The organism is Polaribacter sp. NJDZ03 (assembly GCF_019263805.1).
GTDB lineage: Bacteria > Bacteroidota > Bacteroidia > Flavobacteriales > Flavobacteriaceae > Polaribacter.
Window position 1 is genome coordinate 1,666,939 of sequence record NZ_CP079195.1, and the last position, 22,838, is coordinate 1,689,776.

22 protein-coding genes, 1 tRNA gene and 1 pseudogene are annotated in these 22,838 nt (G+C 29.9%); 20 read left to right on the forward strand and 4 right to left on the reverse strand.

The window, feature by feature from the left end; all coding sequences use genetic code 11:
* The 3 genes from KV700_RS07150 to KV700_RS07160 form a co-directional block, all read right to left on the reverse strand.
* Positions 1-1,536, reverse strand: a complete 1,536-nt coding sequence (locus KV700_RS07150) for a sugar porter family MFS transporter (protein ID WP_218599632.1) — start codon at positions 1,534-1,536, stop codon at positions 1-3.
* 89 nt (positions 1,537-1,625) lie between these two features.
* Entirely contained in the window at positions 1,626-1,811 is a 186-nt protein-coding gene (locus KV700_RS07155) for a hypothetical protein (RefSeq protein ID WP_218599633.1), read from the reverse strand.
* Between the two features lie 802 nt (positions 1,812-2,613).
* The gene (locus KV700_RS07160; RefSeq protein ID WP_166385376.1) at positions 2,614-3,708 is read right to left on the reverse strand and encodes a formylglycine-generating enzyme family protein; all 1,095 of its coding nucleotides are present in this window, start codon (positions 3,706-3,708) and stop codon (positions 2,614-2,616) included.
* 155 nt (positions 3,709-3,863) lie between these two features.
* On the opposite strand from KV700_RS07160, the gene KV700_RS07165 reads away from it, so the two are divergent.
* The 17 genes and pseudogenes from KV700_RS07165 (at position 3,864) to scpA (ending at position 17,671) form a co-directional block, all read left to right on the forward strand.
* A complete protein-coding gene (locus tag KV700_RS07165; RefSeq protein ID WP_166385378.1) occupies positions 3,864-4,520 on the forward strand; it encodes a TetR family transcriptional regulator C-terminal domain-containing protein in 657 nt (218 codons plus the stop codon).
* Between the two features lie 7 nt (positions 4,521-4,527).
* Positions 4,528-5,832 (forward strand): AarF/ABC1/UbiB kinase family protein, encoded by a 1,305-nt coding sequence (locus KV700_RS07170; RefSeq protein ID WP_166385380.1) that lies wholly within the window; start codon positions 4,528-4,530, stop codon positions 5,830-5,832.
* Between the two features lie 377 nt (positions 5,833-6,209).
* Positions 6,210-7,637 (forward strand): SDR family oxidoreductase, encoded by a 1,428-nt coding sequence (locus KV700_RS07175; RefSeq protein ID WP_166385382.1) that lies wholly within the window; start codon positions 6,210-6,212, stop codon positions 7,635-7,637.
* 391 nt (positions 7,638-8,028) lie between these two features.
* A pseudogene (locus KV700_RS07180) lies at positions 8,029-8,289 on the forward strand (TIGR03643 family protein).
* Positions 8,290-8,292: 3 nt separating this feature from the next.
* Entirely contained in the window at positions 8,293-8,517 is a 225-nt protein-coding gene (locus KV700_RS07185; protein ID WP_165732956.1) for a hypothetical protein, read from the forward strand.
* Positions 8,518-8,594: 77 nt separating this feature from the next.
* Complete coding sequence (locus KV700_RS07190; RefSeq protein WP_068448590.1) at positions 8,595-8,810, forward strand: hypothetical protein; 216 nt, start codon at positions 8,595-8,597, stop codon at positions 8,808-8,810.
* A gap of 6 nt (positions 8,811-8,816) precedes the next feature.
* Positions 8,817-9,500, forward strand: coding sequence for an SDR family NAD(P)-dependent oxidoreductase (locus KV700_RS07195; protein WP_166385384.1), 684 nt, complete (start codon positions 8,817-8,819; stop codon positions 9,498-9,500).
* Positions 9,501-9,515: 15 nt separating this feature from the next.
* Positions 9,516-9,986: a glutathione peroxidase gene (locus KV700_RS07200; protein ID WP_218599634.1), complete on the forward strand. Its 471-nt coding sequence runs from the start codon at positions 9,516-9,518 to the stop codon at positions 9,984-9,986.
* Between the two features lie 183 nt (positions 9,987-10,169).
* Complete coding sequence (locus KV700_RS07205) at positions 10,170-10,631, forward strand: TspO/MBR family protein (protein ID WP_166385388.1); 462 nt, start codon at positions 10,170-10,172, stop codon at positions 10,629-10,631.
* A 1-nt stretch (position 10,632) separates the two neighbouring features.
* Positions 10,633-11,109: an SRPBCC family protein gene (locus KV700_RS07210; RefSeq protein ID WP_166385390.1), complete on the forward strand. Its 477-nt coding sequence runs from the start codon at positions 10,633-10,635 to the stop codon at positions 11,107-11,109.
* 35 nt (positions 11,110-11,144) lie between these two features.
* Positions 11,145-12,452, forward strand: a complete 1,308-nt coding sequence (locus tag KV700_RS07215) for a deoxyribodipyrimidine photo-lyase (RefSeq protein ID WP_218599635.1) — start codon at positions 11,145-11,147, stop codon at positions 12,450-12,452.
* A gap of 238 nt (positions 12,453-12,690) precedes the next feature.
* Positions 12,691-12,764: transfer RNA gene (locus KV700_RS07220), tRNA-Thr, on the forward strand.
* 216 nt (positions 12,765-12,980) lie between these two features.
* Positions 12,981-13,586, forward strand: coding sequence for a uridine kinase (gene udk, locus KV700_RS07225; RefSeq protein WP_166385394.1), 606 nt, complete (start codon positions 12,981-12,983; stop codon positions 13,584-13,586).
* A gap of 6 nt (positions 13,587-13,592) precedes the next feature.
* Complete coding sequence (locus KV700_RS07230; protein WP_166385396.1) at positions 13,593-13,907, forward strand: septum formation initiator family protein; 315 nt, start codon at positions 13,593-13,595, stop codon at positions 13,905-13,907.
* 3 nt (positions 13,908-13,910) lie between these two features.
* The gene (locus KV700_RS07235; RefSeq protein WP_218599636.1) at positions 13,911-15,269 is read left to right on the forward strand and encodes a methylmalonyl-CoA mutase subunit beta; all 1,359 of its coding nucleotides are present in this window, start codon (positions 13,911-13,913) and stop codon (positions 15,267-15,269) included.
* Positions 15,270-15,273: 4 nt separating this feature from the next.
* Positions 15,274-15,615: a hypothetical protein gene (locus KV700_RS07240; protein WP_166385400.1), complete on the forward strand. Its 342-nt coding sequence runs from the start codon at positions 15,274-15,276 to the stop codon at positions 15,613-15,615.
* Positions 15,608-17,671 carry a methylmalonyl-CoA mutase gene (scpA, locus tag KV700_RS07245; protein WP_218599637.1) on the forward strand — a complete coding sequence of 688 codons (2,064 nt, stop codon included), beginning with the start codon at positions 15,608-15,610 and terminating at the stop codon, positions 17,669-17,671. The genes KV700_RS07240 and scpA overlap by 8 nt, the downstream gene beginning before the upstream one ends.
* Positions 17,672-17,682: 11 nt before the next feature.
* Here the strand turns inward: scpA and KV700_RS07250 are convergent, their stop codons facing one another.
* Positions 17,683-18,012 (reverse strand): hypothetical protein, encoded by a 330-nt coding sequence (locus KV700_RS07250; RefSeq protein WP_218599638.1) that lies wholly within the window; start codon positions 18,010-18,012, stop codon positions 17,683-17,685.
* 175 nt (positions 18,013-18,187) lie between these two features.
* Here KV700_RS07250 and KV700_RS07255 point away from each other — a divergent pair, with 175 nt between their 5' ends.
* The 3 genes from KV700_RS07255 to KV700_RS07265 are packed head-to-tail and all read left to right on the forward strand — an operon-like array spanning position 18,188 to position 22,771.
* A complete protein-coding gene (locus KV700_RS07255) occupies positions 18,188-19,711 on the forward strand; it encodes a GH3 auxin-responsive promoter family protein (RefSeq protein ID WP_218599639.1) in 1,524 nt (507 codons plus the stop codon).
* 38 nt (positions 19,712-19,749) lie between these two features.
* Positions 19,750-21,399: an acetolactate synthase large subunit gene (locus tag KV700_RS07260; protein ID WP_218599640.1), complete on the forward strand. Its 1,650-nt coding sequence runs from the start codon at positions 19,750-19,752 to the stop codon at positions 21,397-21,399.
* 4 nt (positions 21,400-21,403) lie between these two features.
* Positions 21,404-22,771 carry an NAD-dependent succinate-semialdehyde dehydrogenase gene (locus tag KV700_RS07265; protein ID WP_218599641.1) on the forward strand — a complete coding sequence of 456 codons (1,368 nt, stop codon included), beginning with the start codon at positions 21,404-21,406 and terminating at the stop codon, positions 22,769-22,771.
* Positions 22,772-22,838 lie beyond the last annotated feature (67 nt).

Here is a 22,838-nt window from a genome sequence, read left to right on the forward strand (position 1 = left end):
CTATTTCAAAAGTTCAATTTCTAATTCTTCTAAGGATTTTCCTTTAGTTTCTGGTAATATTTTTAACATAATAAAAAAGCCAATAAGCGCGATTATTCCAAATATAAAAAAGCTCAATGTATTACCTATATTAGATAATTCCCATGGAAAAACTAACTGAACAACCCAACTAACAAAAGAGTTTACGAATCCTATAAAACCTATTGCTAAACCTCTATATAAGTTAGGGAATAACTCAGACAACATTACCCACATTACTGGCCCTAGAGAGAAAGCAAAACACGCAATAAATCCTAAAACACCAATTAAAACCAATGTTGCATTCATGGTAGTTGCTACCTCTAAAATATCTCCTTCGTTTTCTAAATACACTTTATTTCCTAAAGTAGATTTCATTGTATTTTTAAATGACACATCATTTGTAAAAGTTTTATCTGAAAATTGAAGTAAGTTCTCTTTGCTAGGAAATTTAAGTTGAGCTATCTTTTTTGTAGTTAATTTATAAGTTGCCTGGTTAAAGCCATATGCGCATAACAACAGACTAATTGAAATACCCAAAGTGCCAAATAACAGCAACGGTCTTCTTCCAATTTTATCTATAAGTAAAATTGCCACCACAGTAAATACTAATGTTGTTAAACTTAATAATATTCCGGATGCAAAAGCTGCATCTGTACCAATACCAGTTTGTTTAAAAATAGAAGTAGCATAAAAATAAATTGCGTTTATACCTGTAATTTGTTGCAGTATACCAATGGTAAGCCCTACAATCAATACATACTTTAATGATGGTTTAAATAAATCTTTTATTCTAATCTTTTCATTATTTTCTGATAATTTTAAACCATCTAAAATTGTTACTACTTCTTTTTCTGCAAAAGTTTTACCGTGTATATTAATTAAAACAGAAGTTGCTTCTTGATTTTTCTTTTTTAGGAATAACCATCTTGGACTTTTTGGTACAAAAAACAATAAAAAAAAGTATAATAATGCTGGTAACAATTCAACTCCCAACATCCAACGCCAAACGTTATCTTGGTTTAAAAAGGTACTCTCTCCAGAAGTAAAAACCTTATTAAAAAAATAATTACTTAAAAAAGCGGCAAAAAAGCCCAACACAATGTTCAATTGCTGAATAGATACTAATTTCCCTCTATTTTCTGAAGATGATATTTCTGAGATATAGATAGGCGCAAGTATTAAAGCGGCTCCAAAAGCCACCCCTCCAATCATTCTTGCTATATAAAGCATTTCAAAAGAAGTTGCTAAAGCAGATAATATTGCTGAAACGGCATACAGCAGTGCTACTAAAATTAATATTTTTTTTCGACCAATAATATCACTTAACCTGCCTGATACTAACATTGCAATCATTGCTGCAAATGATGGTGAGCTTACCGCCCAACCTAATTGAGCATCTGTTAAATTAAATTCGGGACCAGCATAAGACATTACACCAGAAATAATTCCGGCATCAAAACCAAATAAAAAACCTCCTAAAGAAACAACAAAAGCAACAAATAATGATTTTTTCATCTAACGATACTGTTTTAAGTTATAAGTGTAATACAATTAATAATCTATTTAAGTGACAACCAATAAATTCAAATAACATTCTTTATCTATTAATTTGCTTTATAAACTCTCACGTAATCAATAATTAAATAATCTGGAAAATCTTGTATAGTTGGTTTTACACTCGGTAAATTACCACCTACAGATAAAGCAAAAGCAAAATAAAATTCATCATTAAAAGGGTAAGGCTGCCCATTTGCTGTTGTTGTATTTGGATTTACTATATGGTAAACCACATCATTAACCAACCACCTAATTAGTTCCTTTAAAACTAAAATTCACATCAAAACCTGTTAATATTCAATTAATAGAACCTTTTACAATAACAGCAAATTCTGTTATAGGCCCTGAGTCTCACTCAACATTCCCTGTAATATTTAAAAAAAACATTAGAACCAATCATAATGAAAATTCCTAATTGAATTTTAAAATACGTTTTTTCATAATTAATAGTTTCTTAGTTGATTTTTAAGTTGACAAAACAAATAAATGTCTTTTAGATAATCGAATAATTATACCTCTCAAAAGTATCAAATTTGCATTTACTTGTAATAAAAAATGAGAAATCCGTATAAATTAACAATTTAATATTGCTTTTCATATTTAGATTTTATTGTATAAAAAAACCAATATTCACAATACTTTAAAGGTATTTTACTACAACTTTAAAAATTTACGTAAACGTTTACGTAAATTTTTAAGTTAACGTCTCTTTTATAGATTTTAGTAGTTTTTAAAGAAAATTACGCAATGAAGTATACTTATCGGTTAATTAAGCATTGTTTAAGTAAAATCTATATTAAAAAAAGTTCTTTCATCATAAAAATCAACAACTCTTAAAAAGAGCTATTTCAATCGTTTTCTAACAACTTATACTCAACATATGCATTTCCAATAAGCTTAGTAACTAAATTTAGAGTGAATTTAACAGCTCATTAAAATAAAAATCTTTTTTAATGTAATAAATACTTATAAAAAATTGTCCCTTACCATCATTAAATAGTAAGGGACAATTTAAAAAATACCTAAACGAAGAATTTATTCTTGCAACATTTTTTTAGTAACAACTGTTCTAAAACCAATATGATCTGAACCAGAATTAGGCTCCATACCCATTTTTGCTGAAATTCTAAAACTAGCACAATAAGATGCATGACATAAAAAAGAACCGCCTTTCATAACATACTCTATTTGATACGGATTACTTGGCGTATACGATTTATCTGCTCCTGTAGGGTTTGTTAAAACCACAGAAGGATCTAAAGTTTCATAATATTTTACATTAAATAAATCGGTTGTCATTTCCCAAACATTACCAGCCATATCATACAAACCAATATTATTTGCAGGATAAGATCCTACAGGAGAAATATAATCAAACCCATCTTCAGAAATATTTTCTGTGGGAAATTTACCTTGCCATGTATTTGCATTCGCGTTTAAATCTTCTGCTTTATTTCCCCAAGTAAAAATATTATCTTCAAATTTACCTTGCGCTGCAGATTCCCACTCTGCTTCTGTTGGCAACCTTCTATTAGACCATTTACAATACGCCAAAGCATCTTCTTGAGCAATATGCACAACAGGAAAATTATTTTGCCCTTTAATAGAACTACCAGGTCCTTCTGGTTGTTTCCAATTTGCACCAATTTGCCATTTCCACCATTGTCCATAATTCGCCATAGAAACAACTCCTTTAGCATGTTTGTTAAAAATTAAACTTCCGGGTTGTAATATTGAATCTGCAGGTTTTTCTGTTCCTGCTGGTAAATCTTTTTTAATTTCATTCCAATTTATTGGTCTCTCTGCAACAGTAACATATTTAGTTGCATCTACAAATTTTCGAAATTGTTTGTTAGTCACTTCATGAGTATCTATAAAAAAACCATCTACCGTTACTTTATGAGCTGGTTTTTCTCGCTGCATCGCATATTTATCCCCTTCTTTAGCACCCATTAAAAACGTTTTGCTTGAAACCCACACCATACCTTCTGGTGTTTTAACCTGTTGAGCTAAAGCATTACTTTGTACTGTTATTTTTTTACTTTTTTCTGACTGTTTTTTATCACAACTACTAAAAAGAGTTATTGATAATAGTACGGTAATTAATACTGTTTTCAAATTAAAATTCATCAATAATAAATTAAGATTGCACACAAATATAGAGATTCTATTGATGTTTATTCTTTTAATTCTAAATCTCTCAATTTAATTTAACATAAAATTATTGTTTAACAAAACAAAGATATTGTTAAACAATTGTATATTTGCATAAATATCAAAAGATTATGGCAAAAAAGAAAAATATTACAAAAGACAATTTAATATCTTGGTATATGGAATTTGTCTTAGAAAACAACCACCAACCAAAGTCTGTATATAGTTTTGCGAAAGAAAATAATTTTGATGAAGCTGATTTTTATAAATTCTATAGTTCTTTTGAAACTATTGAAGAAGCTATCTTTTCTGAATTTTTTAATCACACCATAACTGTTTTAGCTAAAAGTGAAGACTATGAAAACTTTGATGCAAGAAACAAATTACTCAGTTTTTATTTTACTTTTTTCGAAATACTAACTGCAAATAGAAGTTATGTTGTGTATGCGTTAGAAAACAGCAAAAAAGATTTTAAGAAACTAAAATCACTAAAAAAATTAAGAGAAAACTACCTCAGCTACGTTAAAAATATTGGCATAGAAAAAATAGACTTAAAACACGAAAAGTTAGAAAAAATACAAGATAAATCTATTCAAGAATCTTCTTGGTTTCATTTATTAGTAACTATGAAGTTTTGGCTAGATGACGTTTCCCCATCCTTTGAAAAAACGGATATTTTTATTGAAAAATCAACCAATGCTCGCTTTGACTTAATGGACATTAAACCCTTACAAAGCATTATCGATTTTGGAAAATTCATTTTAAAAGAAAAAGTAAATTTTAACTAAGCAGCCTATGAAAACAATTGATTCTATACCAACTTCTAAAATTCAGAGAGCTTCTAAATTAGTTACTACTGGTGCTAAAATTGGAGTAAATTATCTTAAATATTATGGAGATAAAATAACAAAAACAGAAGAGGAAGCAAAAGCACGTTTAAATGAAAATAATGCTGAAGATATTTATGATGGGTTAAAAACCTTAAAAGGAAGTGCTTTAAAAGTAGCTCAAATGTTGAGTATGGAAAAAAGTATTTTACCACAAGCGTATGTAGAAAAATTTTCTCTTTCTCAGTTCTCCGTACCTCCACTTTCACCAGCGTTGGTAACCAAAACATTTAAAAGGTATTTTGGAAAAAACCCAAATGAAATTTATGACAAATTTAATACTGTTTCTATAAATGCAGCAAGTATTGGTCAGGTTCATAAAGCAGAAAAGGACGGAAAAGAATTGGCTGTAAAAATTCAATACCCAGGTGTTGCACAAAGTATCGCTTCAGATTTAGCTTTAGTGAAACCTATTGCTATAAAAATGTTTAATATAAGAGGAAAAGATTCTGATAAATATTTTAAAGAGGTAGAAAACAAATTGGTTGAAGAAACCAATTATATATTAGAGGTAGAACAAAGTCAGGCAATAGTTGCCGCTTGTAAACACATTCCTAATTTAAATTTTCCAAATTATTATCCTGAATTATCATCTGACAGAATTATAACGATGGATTGGATGCACGGTGTCCATTTATCAGAATTTTACACAGACAACCAAGAAGTTGCAAATAAATTAGGACAAGCCTTGTGGGATTTTTACATGTTTCAAATTCATAAATTAAAAAAAGTACATGCAGATCCGCATCCTGGAAATTTTTTAATATCACCAGAAAACGAATTAATTGTCATTGATTTTGGTTGTATGAAAACCATTCCAGAAGACTTTTATGTGCCTTATTTTGAATTAGCTCAAAAAGATAACATAGCCAACCCTACGTTTTTTGAAGAAAAATTATTTCAGTTAGAAATATTAAGAGAGGATGATTCTAACGAAGAACTCGTATTTTTTAGAGCTATGTTTCACGAGATGCTAAGTTTATTTACGCAGCCATTTCACCAAGAAACTTTCGATTTTTCTGATGACGTTTTCTTTGGTAAACTTTCTGACTTGGGTGCTAAATACGCAAAAAGTACAGAACTAAAAGATATGAATGGAAACAGAGGATCTAAACACTTTATTTATATTAATAGAACCTTTTTTGGCTTGTATAATTTAATGCACGATTTAAAAGCAAAAGATATAAAAATCAATAATTTTAAATCGCTGTAAGAGCCTTTTTTAATCATAAGAATATCCAAGACCTAGAACAGCTGTTTATAAAATAAAACTTATAAACAGTTACCCTAGCTTTAAGCTCCCCTACTTTATTTTAAAGCCTAAAATTACCCCCAACAGATATTTATAAAAACATAAAAGAAAATGCTATCTTTACTATCAATCATATTTATGAAAATAGTATTGAAGACGCACATCCTACATCAACAAAATATCAAGAAGAGTTTTATATAATAGGTAAATTGTTAGAAAAAGATGGGTCATCAATTTATCTAAAAGGAATGTTGTTTCAATTAATTAATGGTTTAGACTGTTATTCCAAACCCAAATTAAAGAAATAATTCTCGTATCAAAAAAAAAGAACAAAGTCTATGAAAATTCTTGTAACAGGTGCAACTGGCTATATTGGTAAACGTTTAATTCCGTTATTATTAAATGATGGACATACTATAATTTGCCCTGTAAGAGATAAAATAAGAGCTGAAAATTATTACAGAAATCAAAAAAATATTCAATTAGTTGAAGCTGACTTTTTAGACAACGACAGTCTTCTTAATATAACGAAAGATATAGACGCCGCTTATTATTTAATTCACTCAATGTCTAATTCTGCAAAAGAATTTCATCTTTTAGAAGAAAAATGCGCACTCAATTTTAAACGTTTTTCAGAAACAACAAACATAAAACAAGTTATTTATTTAAGCGGAATAACCAACGACACCAAGCTGTCTAAACATTTATTATCTAGAAAAAACGTAGAAATTACACTAGCGTCAGACAAATATGCCTTAACCACTTTTAAGGCAGGAATTATTGTAGGATCCGGTAGTTCTTCTTTTGAAATTATAAGAGACATTGTAGAAAAATTACCTGCAATGATAGCTCCTAAATGGTTAAATACAAAAACACAACCTTTAGCTATTAGAGATGTCTTATCTTTTTTACATAAAGCATTAAATAAAAAAGAATTATATAATACTTCACACGATATTTTTGGACCCGAAATTTTAACTTATAAAGAAATGTTACTGCAATTTGCAGAAGTTAGAAAACTAAAAAGACACATCTTAACAGTGCCCGTAATGACGCCAAAACTATCTTCTTATTGGCTCTACTTTGTAACCTCTACTTCTTATAAACTAGCAAGCTCTTTAGTAAATTCTATGGGCGTAGAAGTTATTGGAAACAAAAGTAACATTAATACCATTTTAGATGTAAACCCAATGCCTTACAAAGAAGCTGTAAAATTAGCTTTTAAAAAAATTGAACAAAACAGTATTGTTTCTAGTTGGAAAGATTCTTATATAAGTAGTGGTAAATTAAAAAACTTTGTCCACGAGTTTGTAAACGTTCCAGAATATGGCTGTTTTAAAGATCATAAAGTAAGAGTTGTAAAAGATAAAAAAAGAACATTAGATAGAATTTGGGCAATTGGAGGAGAAACAGGTTGGTACTATGGTACTTTTCTATGGAAAATTCGTGGTTTCTTAGATCAATTTTTTGGAGGAGCAGGCTTACGACGAGGCAGAAGACACCCTACAGAATTAAATGTAGGTGACGCTTTAGATTTCTGGCGAGTAATTTATGCTGATAAAGAAAACGGAAAACTCTTACTCTATGCAGAAATGATTATGCCTGGTGAAGCTTGGTTAGAGTTTAAAATTGATAACGGAAAATTATATCAAACAGCAACATTTAGACCTCATGGTTTAGCGGGTAGACTCTATTGGTATGCCGTAATGCCTTTTCATTGGTTTGTTTTTAACGGTATGATTAACAATATAAATAAAGACGCTTAATAAATAACCGCATTTAAAGACGCCCCTTTTATTTACAAAGCTTATAAGCATCTTTATCTATAATCAATTTAGAAAAATTCACAAAAAAACATAGCGACAAATTATTTAGAAGCTCATTATTTCTCACTTAAAAACTATTTAACTTTACAAAGTTTTATCAAAATAAAAAACACAATCATTTAAAACGTTAATTTTGTTTAATTACTTTGCATATCAGTTAAACATTTATTACCTTTGAATTGTAAATGACTGTTAATAAAAAACATAGTCCTCTGATTTCTTTATATATTTTTTAATAATAGAAAAAAGTAATTTATTTTAATATGTTTATGGTCGTTGAATGCTGTAAACATATTAAAGTAATAAAAAGTTACTTCTATAGAACTATAAGATAAATCTATACACGAAGCAATTAAACGGCACAACTATTGACCGTATAATAGAAATCGCCTGGTAAGATACAACCACCTTTGAAGCAATAAAATATCAATTCAGCTTAAAAGAACAAGAAGTAATTGATTTAATGCGAAAAGAAATGAAGCCTAAAAGCTTTGTAATGTGGAGAAAAAAGGTTCAGGGAAGAAAAACAAAACATTTAAAGTTAAGAACTTTCCAAAAAGGAAGATTTAAATGTTCAATACAGAAAAATTAAATTATGGAGTTAATTAAAAAAGCATTAGAGTTTGAAACTAGAAAAATGAGATTTCCAACTACAAGTGATCGTGTTTTAGCAGCTAGAGAAGCAAAAGCTTTAATATTAGACTTAAACGAGGTATACAAAAAGAATAAAGATTCTGAAATTATGGATATCATGAAACGTTTAACCCTTATAAAACAAAGAATAGAGAGACGTTTAAAAGGAAAACCGTTAACTGCATAATAATTACAGATTTCTCTTGTTTTTCTAACTTTTATAATTATATTCACAAATTATAGATCAAAAAAGAGAAACATAGAATGAACTTATTAGAAAGAGCGGAAGAATTTGAACATAGAAAGTTCTCATTTAAAACAACTAGTGATAGAATTGTAGCTTCTAGAGAGGTAAAAGCCTTAATTTTAGAGCTAAATGAAGTATATAAAGCAGAAAAAGATCTTGAAATAATGGATCAAATGAAGCGCCTTACAGCAGTTAAACAAAAAATTGAAAAGCGCTTAAAAGGAAGACCTTAAAAGCAAATGAATAAAATTTTAGTAATTGGAGGAAGTAAAGGAATTGGAAAAGCTATTATTGATAGTTTAATTGATGAAAATTCAATTATAAATATCAGTAGAACAGCTCCTTTACTTTCCCACATTAACCTCAATCACTTTACTTGTGATATCCTTACAGATGATTTACCTGAAATAGATGCAATAGATACTATAATCTATTGCCCAGGAAGCATCAACCTAAAACCAATTTCTAGATTAAAATTAAATGATTTCAGAGAAGACTTTGAGATTAATGTAATTGGTGCTGTAAAAGCAATTCAACATTATTTACCCTCTTTAAAAAAAGGAAACAAACCTTCCATACTATTATTTAGCACAGTAGCTGCAAAATTAGGAATGCCTTTTCACGCAAGTGTAGCCACTGCAAAATCTGCCGTAGAAGGATTAACTAAATCTTTAGGAGCAGAATTAGCACCATTAATTCGTGTAAATGCCATTGCACCAACGGTAACAGATACAGAGTTAGCCTCTAAGTTATTGCGCAATGAGCGAATGATTGAAAACATAAAAGAACGTCATCCTCTAAAAAAATATTTAGCACCTGAGGAAGTTGCAGACCTAGCATCTTACTTAATCTCAGAAAAAGCGAGTGCTATTTCTGGCCAAATTTTTGAGTTAGACTGCGGAATTGTCAGTTTTAAAATATAAATAAATCAAAAGTATATGAATATTTACAATATAGAGATTAATAGTCTCCAGGATACCCCTATTCTTTTGTCAGATTTTAAAGGCAAGCACATTCTTTTTGTAAACGTAGCTTCTAAATGCGGCTTTACACCGCAATACAAAGACTTAGAAGAGTTGTATAGAACATATAAAGATAAAATAGTTGTAATTGGTGTTCCTTGTAATCAGTTTGGAAAACAAGAACCTGGATCCTCTTCTGAAATTGAAGAGTTTTGTGAAGTAAATTACGGTGTTTCCTTTTTAATTACAGAAAAAATTGATGTAAAAGGAGAAAACCAACATTCGTTATACACATGGCTAACATCTAAGAAATTAAATAATAAAAAAAGTTCTTCTGTAAAATGGAATTTTCAAAAATATTTAGTCTCACCAGAAGGAGAATTAGTTGATTATTATTTTTCAATTACAAATCCGTTGAGTTCAAAAATAACAAAACACCTAAAATAATAAAGATCTCTGTTGTATATTTAAAAAGAAAATTGAAATAAAAAAACCACAAGATTCTTACAAATAGCCAATGAATAAGCTTTTAAATTACAAGCTATTAATAGAAAATATTGCGACAAGCCATCTAAAAGCAAATAAGATTTTAAAAAAAAATTGAGTATTTACAATCTAAATAATACACTCATGAAGCAAGTAAAACTTACATTATTATTTTTAGTAATTAATTTTGGAGCCCTAGCTATTGGAAGCTGGTTAATGAATAACGGACCACTTACCGATTGGTACACAAATCTAAACCAAGCTCCTTGGACACCACCGGGAATTGTATTTGGAATTGCTTGGACATTTATTATGATTTGCTTTTCTATCTTTTTAGGTAAACAATTTACAACCAATTACAACTCAAAAATACTTTCCGTTTTTATAATTCAATTTATTCTAAACGTTAGTTGGAACTACATTTTCTTCAATCAACATTTAGTATTAATTGGCTTGATATCAATTGTATTACTTACCGCTACATTATTTTATTATTTCTTTAAAATAAGTAACAAAACAGGTGGTTATAAATATCTACTATTGCCATACATGATTTGGCTTTGTATTGCAACTTCATTAAACCTCTACATTCTAATTCATAATTAACATGAAAATATACACATTCCACAGAAAACAAAAATTACCAATTACGTTAGAAAAAGCCTGGGAGTTTCTATCTAGCCCTAAAAACTTAAAAGTAATTACACCTACTTATATGAGTTTTGACATTCTTTCGGGAGCAGAAAAACCCATGTTTGCTGGTCAGATTATACAATATATTGTTACCCCAATTCTTGGGATAAAAACAAAATGGGTAACCGAAATTACACACGTAAAAGAAAATGAATATTTTGTAGATGAACAACGTTTTGGACCTTACGCATTATGGCATCACAAACATTTTATCAAAGAAATTGAAGGTGGCGTAGAAATGGAAGACATTATAGACTATAAAGTTCCTATGGGTATTTTAGGTCAAATAGCAAACCCAATACTAGTAGCACCTAAATTAGAAGAAATCTTTGAATACCGACAAAAAAAATTAATTGAACTTTTTGGACAATACTACCCACCAATTAAATAAATTTTTAATCTATAGAAATTAGATAACAACAATAAATGAAGACAGCAATACATATTTTTTGGTTTAGAAGAGATTTACGTTTAGATGATAATTGCGGATTGTATCATGCATTAAACTCCGGAAAAAAAGTACTACCAATTTTTATTTTTGACGAAGAAATTTTAAGTAAATTAAATAAAGAGGATGCTCGTGTTTCATTTATTCATCAAGAAATAGAGAATATTCATAAAAAATTAATAGGAGTAGGTAGCGTTTTAGAAGTTTATCACGGAAAACCTAAAGAAATTTTCAACTCTTTATCAGAAAAACATACCATTGATACCGTTTTTACAAATCATGATTATGAACCTTATGCGATAAAAAGAGATTTAGATATTAAGGAATTTTCATCAACAAAAAACATCAATTTTGAAACCTATAAAGACCAAGTAATTTTTGAAAGAAATGAAATTGTAAAAAAAGATGGGACACCGTATAAAGTTTACACACCCTATTCTAAAAAATGGATAGAAGCGTTTCATTTTAAGGGAATTCAATTTTTTCCATCAGAAACATTGCTAGAGAATTTTATCAAAAGCGAAAATCAAGCTATTTTAAAATTAGAAGCCATTGGTTTTATAGAATCTACTATAAAAGTTACTTCATACAAAGTAACATCTCAATTAATTGATACATATGAAGAAACTAGAAACTTCCCTGCAAAAGATAGTACCTCTAAATTAGGCACACATTTACGCTTTGGTACTGTTAGTATTCGTAAAATGGTTGACGATGCATCTAAAAGCAACAACATTACTTTCTTAAAAGAATTAATTTGGCGTGAGTTTTTTATGCAGATTTTATGGCATTTTCCACATACCGTTAAAGAGAGTTTTAAACCAAAATATGATAGAATTCTTTGGAGAAATAATGAGGAAGAATTTAAAGCTTGGTGTAACGGCGAAACAGGTTATCCTTTAGTAGATGCAGGCATGAAAGAATTAAACCAAACAGGTTTTATGCACAACAGAATTAGAATGTTGGTAGGTAGTTTTCTTTGCAAACATTTATTAATAGACTGGAGATGGGGAGAAGCCTATTTTGCAGAAAAACTACACGATTACGAACAAGCCAGCAACATAGGTAATTGGCAATGGGTTGCAGGTACAGGAGTGGATGCCTCGCCTTACTTTAGAATATTTAACCCAACTACTCAAATTAAAAAATTTGATAAAGATTTAAACTATATCAAAAAATGGGTTCCAGACTTTCAAGAACTTACATACCCTGCTCCTATTGTAGAACATAAATCTGCTAGAGAACGTTGTTTAACCACCTATAAAAAAGCTTTGGCAGATTTCTAACTTACGACACATATAGAAATTTTTAAAAAATTAAAAAATAGGAAAGCAACAAATAAAATAAATTAACGTTTCTAAAATATAGAATACGGAAATGATCATTCAATTTTCTTCTATTTTATGTAAAATTATTCTTGTTTTAAAGGCTTCAATGTAAATTGAAGCTTTTTTATTAAAAAAAAGTGAAATTTAATTTGGTAGTAACTAAAAATAGTCTTTAATTTGCGCTCTCAAAATAAAAGCCGATGTAGCTCAGCTGGCTAGAGCAGCTGATTTGTAATCAGCAGGTCGTGGGTTCGAGTCCCTCCATCGGCTCAATTTATTAAAAAGTCTCAAAAATTATTTTTTGAGACTTTTTTTATGTAAAACCCTAAAAATCAGTCTAAATAATAATTTAATTTTTATTTTAAAAAATGCAGCTAATTAAAAACAGCACTTTTTTAACAATAGGAACTATTTAAGATTAAATAAATCCTAAATATTTATAAATCTTTATTATTTTAGACAATTAATTATCTTAATCATAATTATATGCTCATTATTGGAATTGCTGGAGGTACAGGAAGTGGAAAAACTACAGTTGTAAATCAAATTATTAAACAACTACCTACCGATGAGGTTTGTGTAATATCTCAAGATTCGTATTACAACGAAACTGTAAACCTATCTTATGAAGAGAGAACAAAAATAAATTTTGATCATCCAAGAGCTATCGATTTTGATTTGATTGTTAAGCATCTTAAAAAATTAAAATCAGGAAAAACAATAGAACAACCTGTTTATTCTTTCGTAACACACAACAGAACTACAGATACCATTAAAACACACCCAAGAAAAGTGGTTATTGTAGAAGGAATTTTAATTTTAAATAATGAAGCATTAAGAGATTTATTTGATATAAAGATATTTGTACATGCAGATACAGACGAACGCTTAATTAGAAGAATTAGAAGAGATATTACAGAAAGAGGAAGAGACATAGACGAAGTTTTAAACAGGTATCAAGATACTTTAAAACCAATGCACCTTCAATTTATTGAGCCAACTAAAAATTTTGCAGATATTATTATTCCTAATAACAAGCATAACACAGTTGCAATTGATGTAGTTAGAACAGTAATTAACGATCGTTTATAATTTAGTATGACTTTTAACAAATTTAAAAATAACAAGGCAGTAAAGATTCTAACAAATGTTTTTGTTTTAATCTTAATTCCATTTTTAATTTGGATGTTCTTTTTTGACGAAAATTCTTATTTAGAACATAGAAAATTCGACAACGAAATTAAAGACTTAGAAAGTACAATTTCATTTTATCAAAAGAAAATAGCAGAAGACAAGGCTACCATAAAAAAACTTCAAGACTCTATTCAATTAGAACGATTTGCAAGAGAAAAGTATTTAATGAAAAAAGAAAATGAAGAAATTTATTTAATAGAATTTGATACCATAAAATAAGAAATGAAAAATTCTCTTTTTGATGACTTTCTAAAAACTACACCCGCTGCTTGGAAAAATAAAATTCAAGTAGACTTAAAAGGTGCAGATTATAATGACACGTTGTTATGGAAAACTCAAGAAGGTATTGTTGTAAAACCATTTTACACACAAGAAGATAGATCTAGTCTTAAAACAGAAACTCCAAAAAAAGGATTTAATATTTGTGAAACTATTTTTGTTGGTGATGAAAAAATAGCAAATTTACTAGCTATAGACGCTTTAAAAAGAGGCGCAAATTCAGTTCAATTTATTGCTTATAAGAATTTTGATTATAGAAAACTACTTCTTAATATTGATGTAAAATCTATTTTCATCTACTTTCAGTTTCATTTTTTAGAAGACACCTTTCAGCTAGAAGTTTCTAAATTTATAAATTCAGAAAAAACATATTTTCAAACTGATATAATCGGTAACTTAGCGGAAACAGGTAATTGGTTTTTTAATTTAAAAGAAGATTTTATAAAGCTAGAGAGAATTCAGAAAAACACCACAAATTGTATTGTTGTTTCTGGAGATTTATATCAAAATTGTGGAGCAACAATTACACAACAACTCGCTTATACATTAGCGCATGCAAATGAGTATCTAAATAAGTTTGGAGGTACCGTTGCTGAAAAAATAAATTTCTCTTTTTCTGTAGGAAGCAATTATTTCTTTGAGATTGCAAAATTAAGAGCTTTTAGAATTTTATGGTCAACACTTATAAAAGAATATGAAATTGAAGATTTAGAAGCTCATATTTTTGTGCAACCAAGTTTAAGAAACAAAACTATTTATGATTATAATGTAAACTTATTAAGAACAACATCAGAATGTATGAGCGCTATTTTAGGCGGATCAAATACCATTTCTAATGTTTCTTACGATGCAATTTATCATAAATCTAACGAATTCGGAAATCGTATTTCTAGAAATCAATTATTAATATTACAACAAGAAAGTTACTTAGCAGAAGCCCAGGGGTTTGCCGAAGGTTCTTATTATATAGAATCTATAACACAACAATTAGCAGAAAACGCATTAACTCTTTTTAAGCAAATAGAAAAAAGTGGCGGTTTTTTAAAACAATTAAAGAACGGCATCATTCAGAAAAAAATTAAAGAGAGTGCATTAAAAGAAGAAAATAGCTTTAAGGAAAAAGAAATTATACTTTTAGGTATAAATTTGCAACAAAATAAGGAAGATAAAATGCAACAAGATTTAGAGTTGTATCCTTTTGTTAAGCAAAGAAATATAAAAACACTAGTCCCCCCATTAACTAGAAAACGGCTTTCAGAATTATTAGAAAAGGATCGATTACATTCTGAAAAAAGTTTATAATAAAATGAAAATGGACAAAAACAAAGAAATTCTATTTAAACAGAAAAAACAAAATGAGTTAAAACTAGAGATTCAACAATTAAAAAAGAGACTTCCTACACTTATAATAGGATTTATTTTTTTCGTTGCAGTCAGTCTTTATTTTTTAGAAGACAAGTTTTATCATTTTTTTGGAAACAGTGTCAACTTTATATTTAGTACTGTTATGCTATTGTGCGTATTTTCTTTAGCTTTTATCCTAAAGAGTTATATTCAAATTAAGAAAAGACAAAAAAAAGTAAAAAATATTGGAGTTGAATTGTATAAATTAATGAAACTAGACGAGGGCCTCCCTAAAAATGAGTAGAAAAGAATTACAACATATAAAACTCAAAAACTCAGATAAAAACACAAAACCTTCTTTTATACAAGAAGGTTTTGTAGCTGGTATTGCTCCAAATTTAAGAGGTCCATATGCTACTATGTATGTTAGAAGACCTTGGACTATTAGACAATATGCGGGTTTTTCTACTGCAGAAGAAAGCAATTCTTTTTACAGAAGAAATTTAAAAGCTGGCCAGAAAGGACTGTCTATAGCTTTTGATTTAGCTACTCATAGGGGGTATGATTCCGATCATGAACGAGTACAAGGAGATGTTGGTAAAGCTGGTGTTGCGATCGATTCTGTAGAAGACATGAAGATTTTATTTGACCAAATTCCGTTAGATAAAATGTCTGTTTCCATGACTATGAATGGTGCTGTTTTACCCATTTTAGCTTTTTATATTGTTGCCGCAGAAGAACAAGGTGTTTCTTTAGAACAATTATCTGGTACTATCCAAAATGATATTCTAAAAGAGTTTATGGTTAGAAATACATACATCTACCCTCCTGCTCCATCTATGAAAATTATTGCAGATATTTTTAAATTTACAAGCAGTAAAATGCCAAAATTTAATTCTATATCTATTTCTGGTTACCACATGCAAGAAGCAGGTGCTACTGCAGAAATAGAATTAGCGTATACCCTTGCAGATGGTTTAGAATATATAAGAAAAGGAATTGAAGTAGGCATGGAAATAGATGCTTTTGCTCCTAGATTATCTTTTTTCTGGGCAATTGGTATGGATCATTTTACAGAAATTGCAAAATTACGAGCTGCAAGAATGTTATGGGCAAAAATTGTAAAACAATTTAATCCTAAAAATCCAAAATCTTTAGCCTTAAGAACGCATTGCCAAACTAGTGGTTGGTCTTTAACCGCACAAGACCCTTTTAACAATGTTGCCAGAACAACTATTGAGGCAATGGCTGCCGCTTTTGGTGGCACACAAAGTTTACACACAAATGCTTTAGATGAAGCTATTGCTTTACCTACAGATTTTTCTGCAAGAATTGCAAGAAACACACAAATATATTTACAACAAGAAACACATATAACAAAAACAGTAGATCCTTGGGCAGGAAGTTATCATGTAGAAAAACTAACAGAAGATATAACCAACAATGCTTGGAAATTAATTTGTGAGATTGAAGAACTTGGCGGCATGACAAAGGCCATTGAAAAGGGAATTCCTAAAATGCGTATTGAAGAAGCTGCAGCTATAAAACAAGCTAAAATAGATGGCGAAAGAGATGTAATTGTAGGGGTTAATAAATACCAGTTAAAAAAAGAAGATCCTTTACATATTTTAGAAGTTGATAATGAAGCTGTACGAAGTTCTCAAATTAAAAGATTAAACCATTTAAAAACTACTAGAAACAACACTGCAGTTAAAACGTCTTTAGAAGCGTTAACAGAAGCTGCAAAATCAGGAAAAGAAAACCTATTAGATTTAGCTGTAAAAGCAGCTAAAAACAGAGCAACTTTAGGAGAAATTTCTGATGCTTTAGAAATCGTTTTTGGAAGACACAAAGCAGTTCATAAAACAATTTCTGGGGTATATAGTAAAGAAATAAAAGACGATAAACTTTATAACAGAGCTGCAGAATTATCTGATAAATTTGCAGAGTTAGACGGAAGACGTCCAAGAATTATGATTGCCAAACTAGGGCAAGATGGTCATGACAGAGGCGCAAAAGTGGTGGCTACTGGTTATGCCGATTTAGGTTTTGATGTAGACATTGGTCCACTATTTCAAACACCAAAAGAAGCCACAAAACAAGCCATAGAAAATGATGTTCATATTTTAGGAATATCTTCTTTAGCGGCAGGTCATAAAACATTAGTTCCGCAAGTTATTGCAGAACTAAAAAAATACGGACGAGAAGACATTATGGTTATTGTTGGCGGTGTAATACCTCCTCAAGATTATCCATTTTTATTGGATGCTGGTGCCGCTGGCATCTTTGGTCCAGGAACAAAAATTGCACAAGCTGCCATTGACTTACTCACTATTTTAATTGATAGCACATCAGAATAAAAAGATACTTTTTACATAAATACATTTTCTTTATTTGATACATTTTCTTTTGGAATCTCGTTAAAGAACTCAGCAGCTTCAGTACTCGAGGCTCCTCCATAAGATGCTAAAAAAGTTCCTTTAAAATCATCTTTTGTTACAACAATATATAATATAGACATATCTGCAGGGTTACTCATTCCTTCAAACCGATGTTCTGCAACAATAAAAATCTCAGTAGGTTTGTATGTACTTTTTGTTTTGTTATCAATTAGTATCCCATCCACAACTCTATAATTACTGGTGTATCCTTTTTCTTCGTATTTCTTAATAATTTCTAATTCGTTTTTATCTGTATTCATTTTATTTCTAATTTAAGTTCATCACAAAATAATAACATTTATGAATAAAGAGGTATTGCAAACAATTTAGATGTTAACTCAAACCAAATTTTAAAAACTCTAATGCACTCCTTTTTCTATGATACGAGTTAATCTAATACTTACATAAACTTGATCTTTGTATAAAAACAAAATCATGGCAACCTTAGGAAATATTATTAAAGGAATCATCAATTTAACAGATACACTTTCATCTGAAACAAACCACATCGAAGCTCAAAAAGAGGTTTTAAAAAACTTATTGGAAACAGCTAAAGAAACTCAATTTGGTGAAGCTTATAATTTTGAATCCATTCTTTTAAGTGATGACTTACAAACTTCCTTTGCTGATGAAGTTCCTTATTTTGACTATAACTCCTTAAACGAAAAATGGTGGTACAAAATTCATAATGGTGAAGAAAATGTAACTTGGATTGGAAGTCCGTCTTATTTTGCTCTAAGTTCTGGTACCACCGGAAAAACGAGTAAAAGAATTCCGGTTACTGATGAAATGATTGCTGCTATAAAAAGTTCTGGAATTAAACAAGTTACTTCTTTAAATAACTTTGATTTGCCTGTAGATTTCTTCGAAAAAGATATTATGATGTTAGGTAGTTCTACAGACTTAGATGAAAAGGAAGATCATTTTGAGGGAGAAATAAGTGGAATTAGTGCTAGTAATATTCCTTTTTGGTTTAAAGGTTATTATAAGCCTGGAGAAGAAATTGCAAAGATTGAAGATTGGGACGAGCGTGTACAACATATTGCAGAAAATGCAAAATCTTGGGATATTGGTGCTTTAAGCGGAATACCTTCTTGGATAGAATTAATGATGCAGAAAGTTATTGATTTTCATCATTTAGAAAACATTCATGAAATTTGGCCAAATTTACAAGTGTATACTTCTGGTGGCGTTGCTTTTAGTCCTTATGAAAAAAGTTTTAAAGCTTTATTAGGGAAACCCGTTACGGTTATAGATACTTATTTGGCTTCCGAAGGATATATTGCGACACAAGTAAGACCTGAAACTGATGCAATGCAGTTAAATACTGAAAATGGTATTTATTTTGAGTTTGTACCCATGAATCCAGATTATATAAATGAAGATGGATCTATCAAACAAAATGCACCTTCTTTAACTTTAGAACAAGTTGAAACAGACACCGATTATATATTAATTATAAGTACCGTTAGTGGTGCTTGGCGTTATTTAATTGGTGATACAATTGAATTTACTGATGTAGAAAAAGCAGAAATTAAAATTACAGGTCGTACAAAATTCTTTTTAAATACTGTTGGTTCTCAATTATCCGTCAATAAAATGGATGATGCGATAAACCATATAGAAGAAAAATTTTCAACAACAATTACAGAATATACCATTTGTGCAAAACGGTTTAAAGATGGTGAGTTTTATCATTCTTGGTATTTAGGTTCCGATCTAAAAGGTGATAATGATAAAATTGCAACAGCTTTAGATGATTTTCTAAAAGAAGCAAATAATAATTATAAAGTTGCAAGAAGTAAAGCCTTAAAAGGTGTAAAGGTTGCCATAATTCCTGTTGAAAAATTTCATGATTGGAATGATAATAACAAGAAAAAAGGTGGACAAGTAAAAATGGAGCGTGTAATGAAAGAAGAAAAGTTTGCCGATTGGGAAAATTTTGTTCAAAAAGCATAATTCAAAAAAAACTAAAATTAACTTTTAAACTTACTAAAATGAAAACTTCAGATATAATTATAAAATCTTTAGAGAATGAAGGCGTAGCATATATATTTGGCTTACCTGGTGAAGAAAATTTAGACGTGTTAGAATCCATCAGAAAATCTAATAAAATAAAACTAATATTAACTAGGCATGAACAAGGTGCCGGATTTATGGCAGCAACCTATGGTCGATTAACCGGTAAACCAGGAGTTTGCATGTCTACTTTAGGACCCGGTGCAACCAATTTAATGACGCCTGCTGCTTATGCGCAATTAGGTGCAATGCCAATGGTAATGTTAACGGGACAAAAACCGATAAAAGAAAGCAAACAAGGTAAATTTCAAATTGTAGACATTTTAGAGATGATGCAACCGCTTACAAAGTTTTCTAAACAAATAACCTATGGCAAGAATGCTAGTGCTATAATTAGAGAAGCATTTAGAGTTTCTCAAGAAGAAAGACCTGGTGCAGTGCATATAGAAATTCCGGAAGATGTTTCTAAAGAAGTCGTACAGAATCCACAGTATTTTAATGTGAATAAGTCCAAAATTCCTTCTGCAAATACAAACTCCATCTTAGAAGCAAAAGAAATGATTCTTTCAGCAAAAAAACCGTTATTATTAATTGGTGCTGGTGCAAATAGAAAAAGAGCCAGTAAAGCTTTAACTAATTTTGTAGATCAATTAGAAATTCCTTTTTTTAACACACAAATGGGTAAAGGAATTATTGATGAAAGAAATCCGCTTTATTTAGGAACTGCCGCTCTATCTTCTAACGATTTTTTACATGAAGCCATAGAAGCAGCAGATTTAATTATAAATGTTGGTCATGATACCATAGAAAAACCACCATTTGTTATGAATGCCGATGACAACAGAAAAGTGATTCACATTAACTTTTTTGCAGCAGAAGTTCATGAAGTTTATTTTCCGCAGTTAAATGTAATTGGAGATATTGCAACAAGTATACATCAATTAACAAAAGAGCTAGCATCGAATGCAAAAAAATGGAATATAGATTTTTTTATAAAAGTAAAAGAGAATGTATTGCGTCATTTATCTAAATATGAAGAAGACAATCGCTTCCCAATACTACCTCAGCGTTTAGTAAAAATTACAAGGAATATTTTACCCGAAGACGGAATTGTAACACTAGACAACGGAATTTATAAGATATGGTTTGCCAGAAATTACCCTGCTTATGCACAAAACACCTTACTTTTAGACAATGCTTTGGCAACAATGGGTGCCGGTTTTCCTTCGGCAATTATGACAAAAGAATTATATCTTAATAAAAAAGTTATTTCTGTAAATGGTGATGGTGGTTTTATGATGAATTCGCAAGAATTAGAAACTGCTGTTCGAATGGATTTAGATTTGGTAATTATTATTTTAAATGATAATGCCTACGGAATGATTGAATGGAAACAAGAAGGAGAAGGATTCCCTAAATTTGGACTAGAATATAACAACCCAGATTTTGTAAAATATGCAGAAAGTTTTGGAGCTATAGGGCACAGACCAAAATCTGTATTAGAATTCGAAGAAATTTTAACAAAAACATTAAGCTTAAAAGGAGTACATGTAATTGATTTAGCCGTAGATTATTCTCTAAATCATGAAATATTAAATGTATTACTAAGTAAAAATTCTAAAAAATAAAATTATGAAAACGATCACCACGATCAATCCTGCTACAGAAGCAGAAATTACTAGTTATAACAGAATTTCAAAAAAAGAAACAACAGATAAAATTGCAAAAGCGAACGATACTTATAAAACTTGGAAAAAAACAAGTTTAGACGAACGCTCTAAATTGATGCACAAACTAGCAAATATCTTTGATGAAAACAAAGAGAAATATGCACAATTGGCCACCCAAGAAATGGGGAAAATAATTGAACAATCTCGTAAAGAAATAGAAAAATGTGCTTTAATCTGTAGATATTATGCAGATAATATTGATGAATTATTAGCCGATAAAATAGTAGAAACTGAAGCAAGTAAAAGTTACGTAACATTTAAACCTTTAGGAGTTACTTTAGCCATAATGCCATGGAATTTCCCTTTTTATCAAGTTATTCGTTTTGCTGCTCCTGCAGTAATGACAGGAAATACAGGTGTTTTAAAACACGCATCTAACGTACAAGATTGTGCCTTTGCTTTAGAAGAAGCCTTTACAGAAGCAGGTTTCCCCGAAGGAGTTTTTACAAACCTAAATGTAGCATCAGATGCCATAGAAGCAATTATTGAAGATAAAAACATTGTTGCAGTAACATTAACTGGAAGTGAACCTGCAGGACGTTCCGTTGCTAAAATTGCTGGAAAAAACTTAAAAAAGACCGTTTTAGAATTAGGTGGAAGTGATGCTTACATTATCCTTGAAGACGTAGATTTAGAAAAAGCTACAGATTTAGCAACATTTGGACGACTACAAAATAACGGGCAAACTTGTATTGCTGCAAAACGTTTTATTGTTTTAGAAGAAATTTATGATGACTTCTTAAAACTCTTTACAAAGAAAATGAAAGCTGCAAAAATGGGAGCTCCAACAGACGAAGATGTTTATTATGGCCCTATGGCGCGTATAGATTTACGTAACGAAATTCATAAACAAGTAGAAAAAACAGTCAAACAAGGTGGAAAGTTAATTTTAGGAGGAAAAATTCCTGATAGAAAAGGAGCTTATTATCCTGCAACAATTTTAGCAGATTTAAAACCTGGCATGACAGCCTTTGATGAAGAACTTTTTGGACCAGTAGCTTCTGTTATTAAAGCAAAAAACGAAGAGCACGCTATAGAACTAGCCAATAATTCTACTTTTGGCTTAGGTTCTGGTGTATTTACAAATAATACTAAAAGAGGAGAAAAAATTGCTTTACAATTAGAAGCAGGAAATAGTTTTGTAAACAAATTAGTAACTTCAGACCCAAGATTACCTTTTGGAGGTATTAAAAACAGTGGTTATGGTAGAGAACTTTCTAGCTACGGAATTAGAGAGTTTGTAAACACAAAATCTATTTGGATAGATTAATTTTTCTAAAATTGAAACAAAGTAAAAACCATCACAAATTTGTGGTGGTTTTTGCTTTTATAATAAG

What these genes read in the sequence shown, in the direction of transcription:
- KV700_RS07160 (WP_166385376.1), bottom strand. Translation starts at nt 3,708, where the DNA reads ATGAATTTTAATTTGAAAACAGTATTAATTACCGTACTATTATCAATA.
- scpA (WP_218599637.1), top strand. Translation starts at nt 15,608, where the DNA reads ATGAGTAGAAAAGAATTACAACATATAAAACTCAAAAACTCAGATAAA.
- KV700_RS07195 (WP_166385384.1), top strand. Translation starts at nt 8,817, where the DNA reads ATGAATAAAATTTTAGTAATTGGAGGAAGTAAAGGAATTGGAAAAGCT.
- KV700_RS07205 (WP_166385388.1), top strand. Translation starts at nt 10,170, where the DNA reads ATGAAGCAAGTAAAACTTACATTATTATTTTTAGTAATTAATTTTGGA.
- KV700_RS07260 (WP_218599640.1), top strand. Translation starts at nt 19,750, where the DNA reads ATGAAAACTTCAGATATAATTATAAAATCTTTAGAGAATGAAGGCGTA.
- KV700_RS07165 (WP_166385378.1), top strand. Translation starts at nt 3,864, where the DNA reads ATGGCAAAAAAGAAAAATATTACAAAAGACAATTTAATATCTTGGTAT.
- KV700_RS07230 (WP_166385396.1), top strand. Translation starts at nt 13,593, where the DNA reads ATGACTTTTAACAAATTTAAAAATAACAAGGCAGTAAAGATTCTAACA.
- KV700_RS07200 (WP_218599634.1), top strand. Translation starts at nt 9,516, where the DNA reads ATGAATATTTACAATATAGAGATTAATAGTCTCCAGGATACCCCTATT.
- KV700_RS07185 (WP_165732956.1), top strand. Translation starts at nt 8,293, where the DNA reads ATGGAGTTAATTAAAAAAGCATTAGAGTTTGAAACTAGAAAAATGAGA.
- KV700_RS07190 (WP_068448590.1), top strand. Translation starts at nt 8,595, where the DNA reads ATGAACTTATTAGAAAGAGCGGAAGAATTTGAACATAGAAAGTTCTCA.
- KV700_RS07265 (WP_218599641.1), top strand. Translation starts at nt 21,404, where the DNA reads ATGAAAACGATCACCACGATCAATCCTGCTACAGAAGCAGAAATTACT.
- KV700_RS07235 (WP_218599636.1), top strand. Translation starts at nt 13,911, where the DNA reads ATGAAAAATTCTCTTTTTGATGACTTTCTAAAAACTACACCCGCTGCT.
- KV700_RS07170 (WP_166385380.1), top strand. Translation starts at nt 4,528, where the DNA reads ATGAAAACAATTGATTCTATACCAACTTCTAAAATTCAGAGAGCTTCT.
- KV700_RS07210 (WP_166385390.1), top strand. Translation starts at nt 10,633, where the DNA reads ATGAAAATATACACATTCCACAGAAAACAAAAATTACCAATTACGTTA.
- KV700_RS07175 (WP_166385382.1), top strand. Translation starts at nt 6,210, where the DNA reads ATGAAAATTCTTGTAACAGGTGCAACTGGCTATATTGGTAAACGTTTA.
- KV700_RS07150 (WP_218599632.1), bottom strand. Translation starts at nt 1,536, where the DNA reads ATGAAAAAATCATTATTTGTTGCTTTTGTTGTTTCTTTAGGAGGTTTT.
- KV700_RS07255 (WP_218599639.1), top strand. Translation starts at nt 18,188, where the DNA reads ATGGCAACCTTAGGAAATATTATTAAAGGAATCATCAATTTAACAGAT.
- KV700_RS07250 (WP_218599638.1), bottom strand. Translation starts at nt 18,012, where the DNA reads ATGAATACAGATAAAAACGAATTAGAAATTATTAAGAAATACGAAGAA.
- KV700_RS07240 (WP_166385400.1), top strand. Translation starts at nt 15,274, where the DNA reads ATGAAAATGGACAAAAACAAAGAAATTCTATTTAAACAGAAAAAACAA.
- KV700_RS07215 (WP_218599635.1), top strand. Translation starts at nt 11,145, where the DNA reads ATGAAGACAGCAATACATATTTTTTGGTTTAGAAGAGATTTACGTTTA.
- udk (WP_166385394.1), top strand. Translation starts at nt 12,981, where the DNA reads ATGCTCATTATTGGAATTGCTGGAGGTACAGGAAGTGGAAAAACTACA.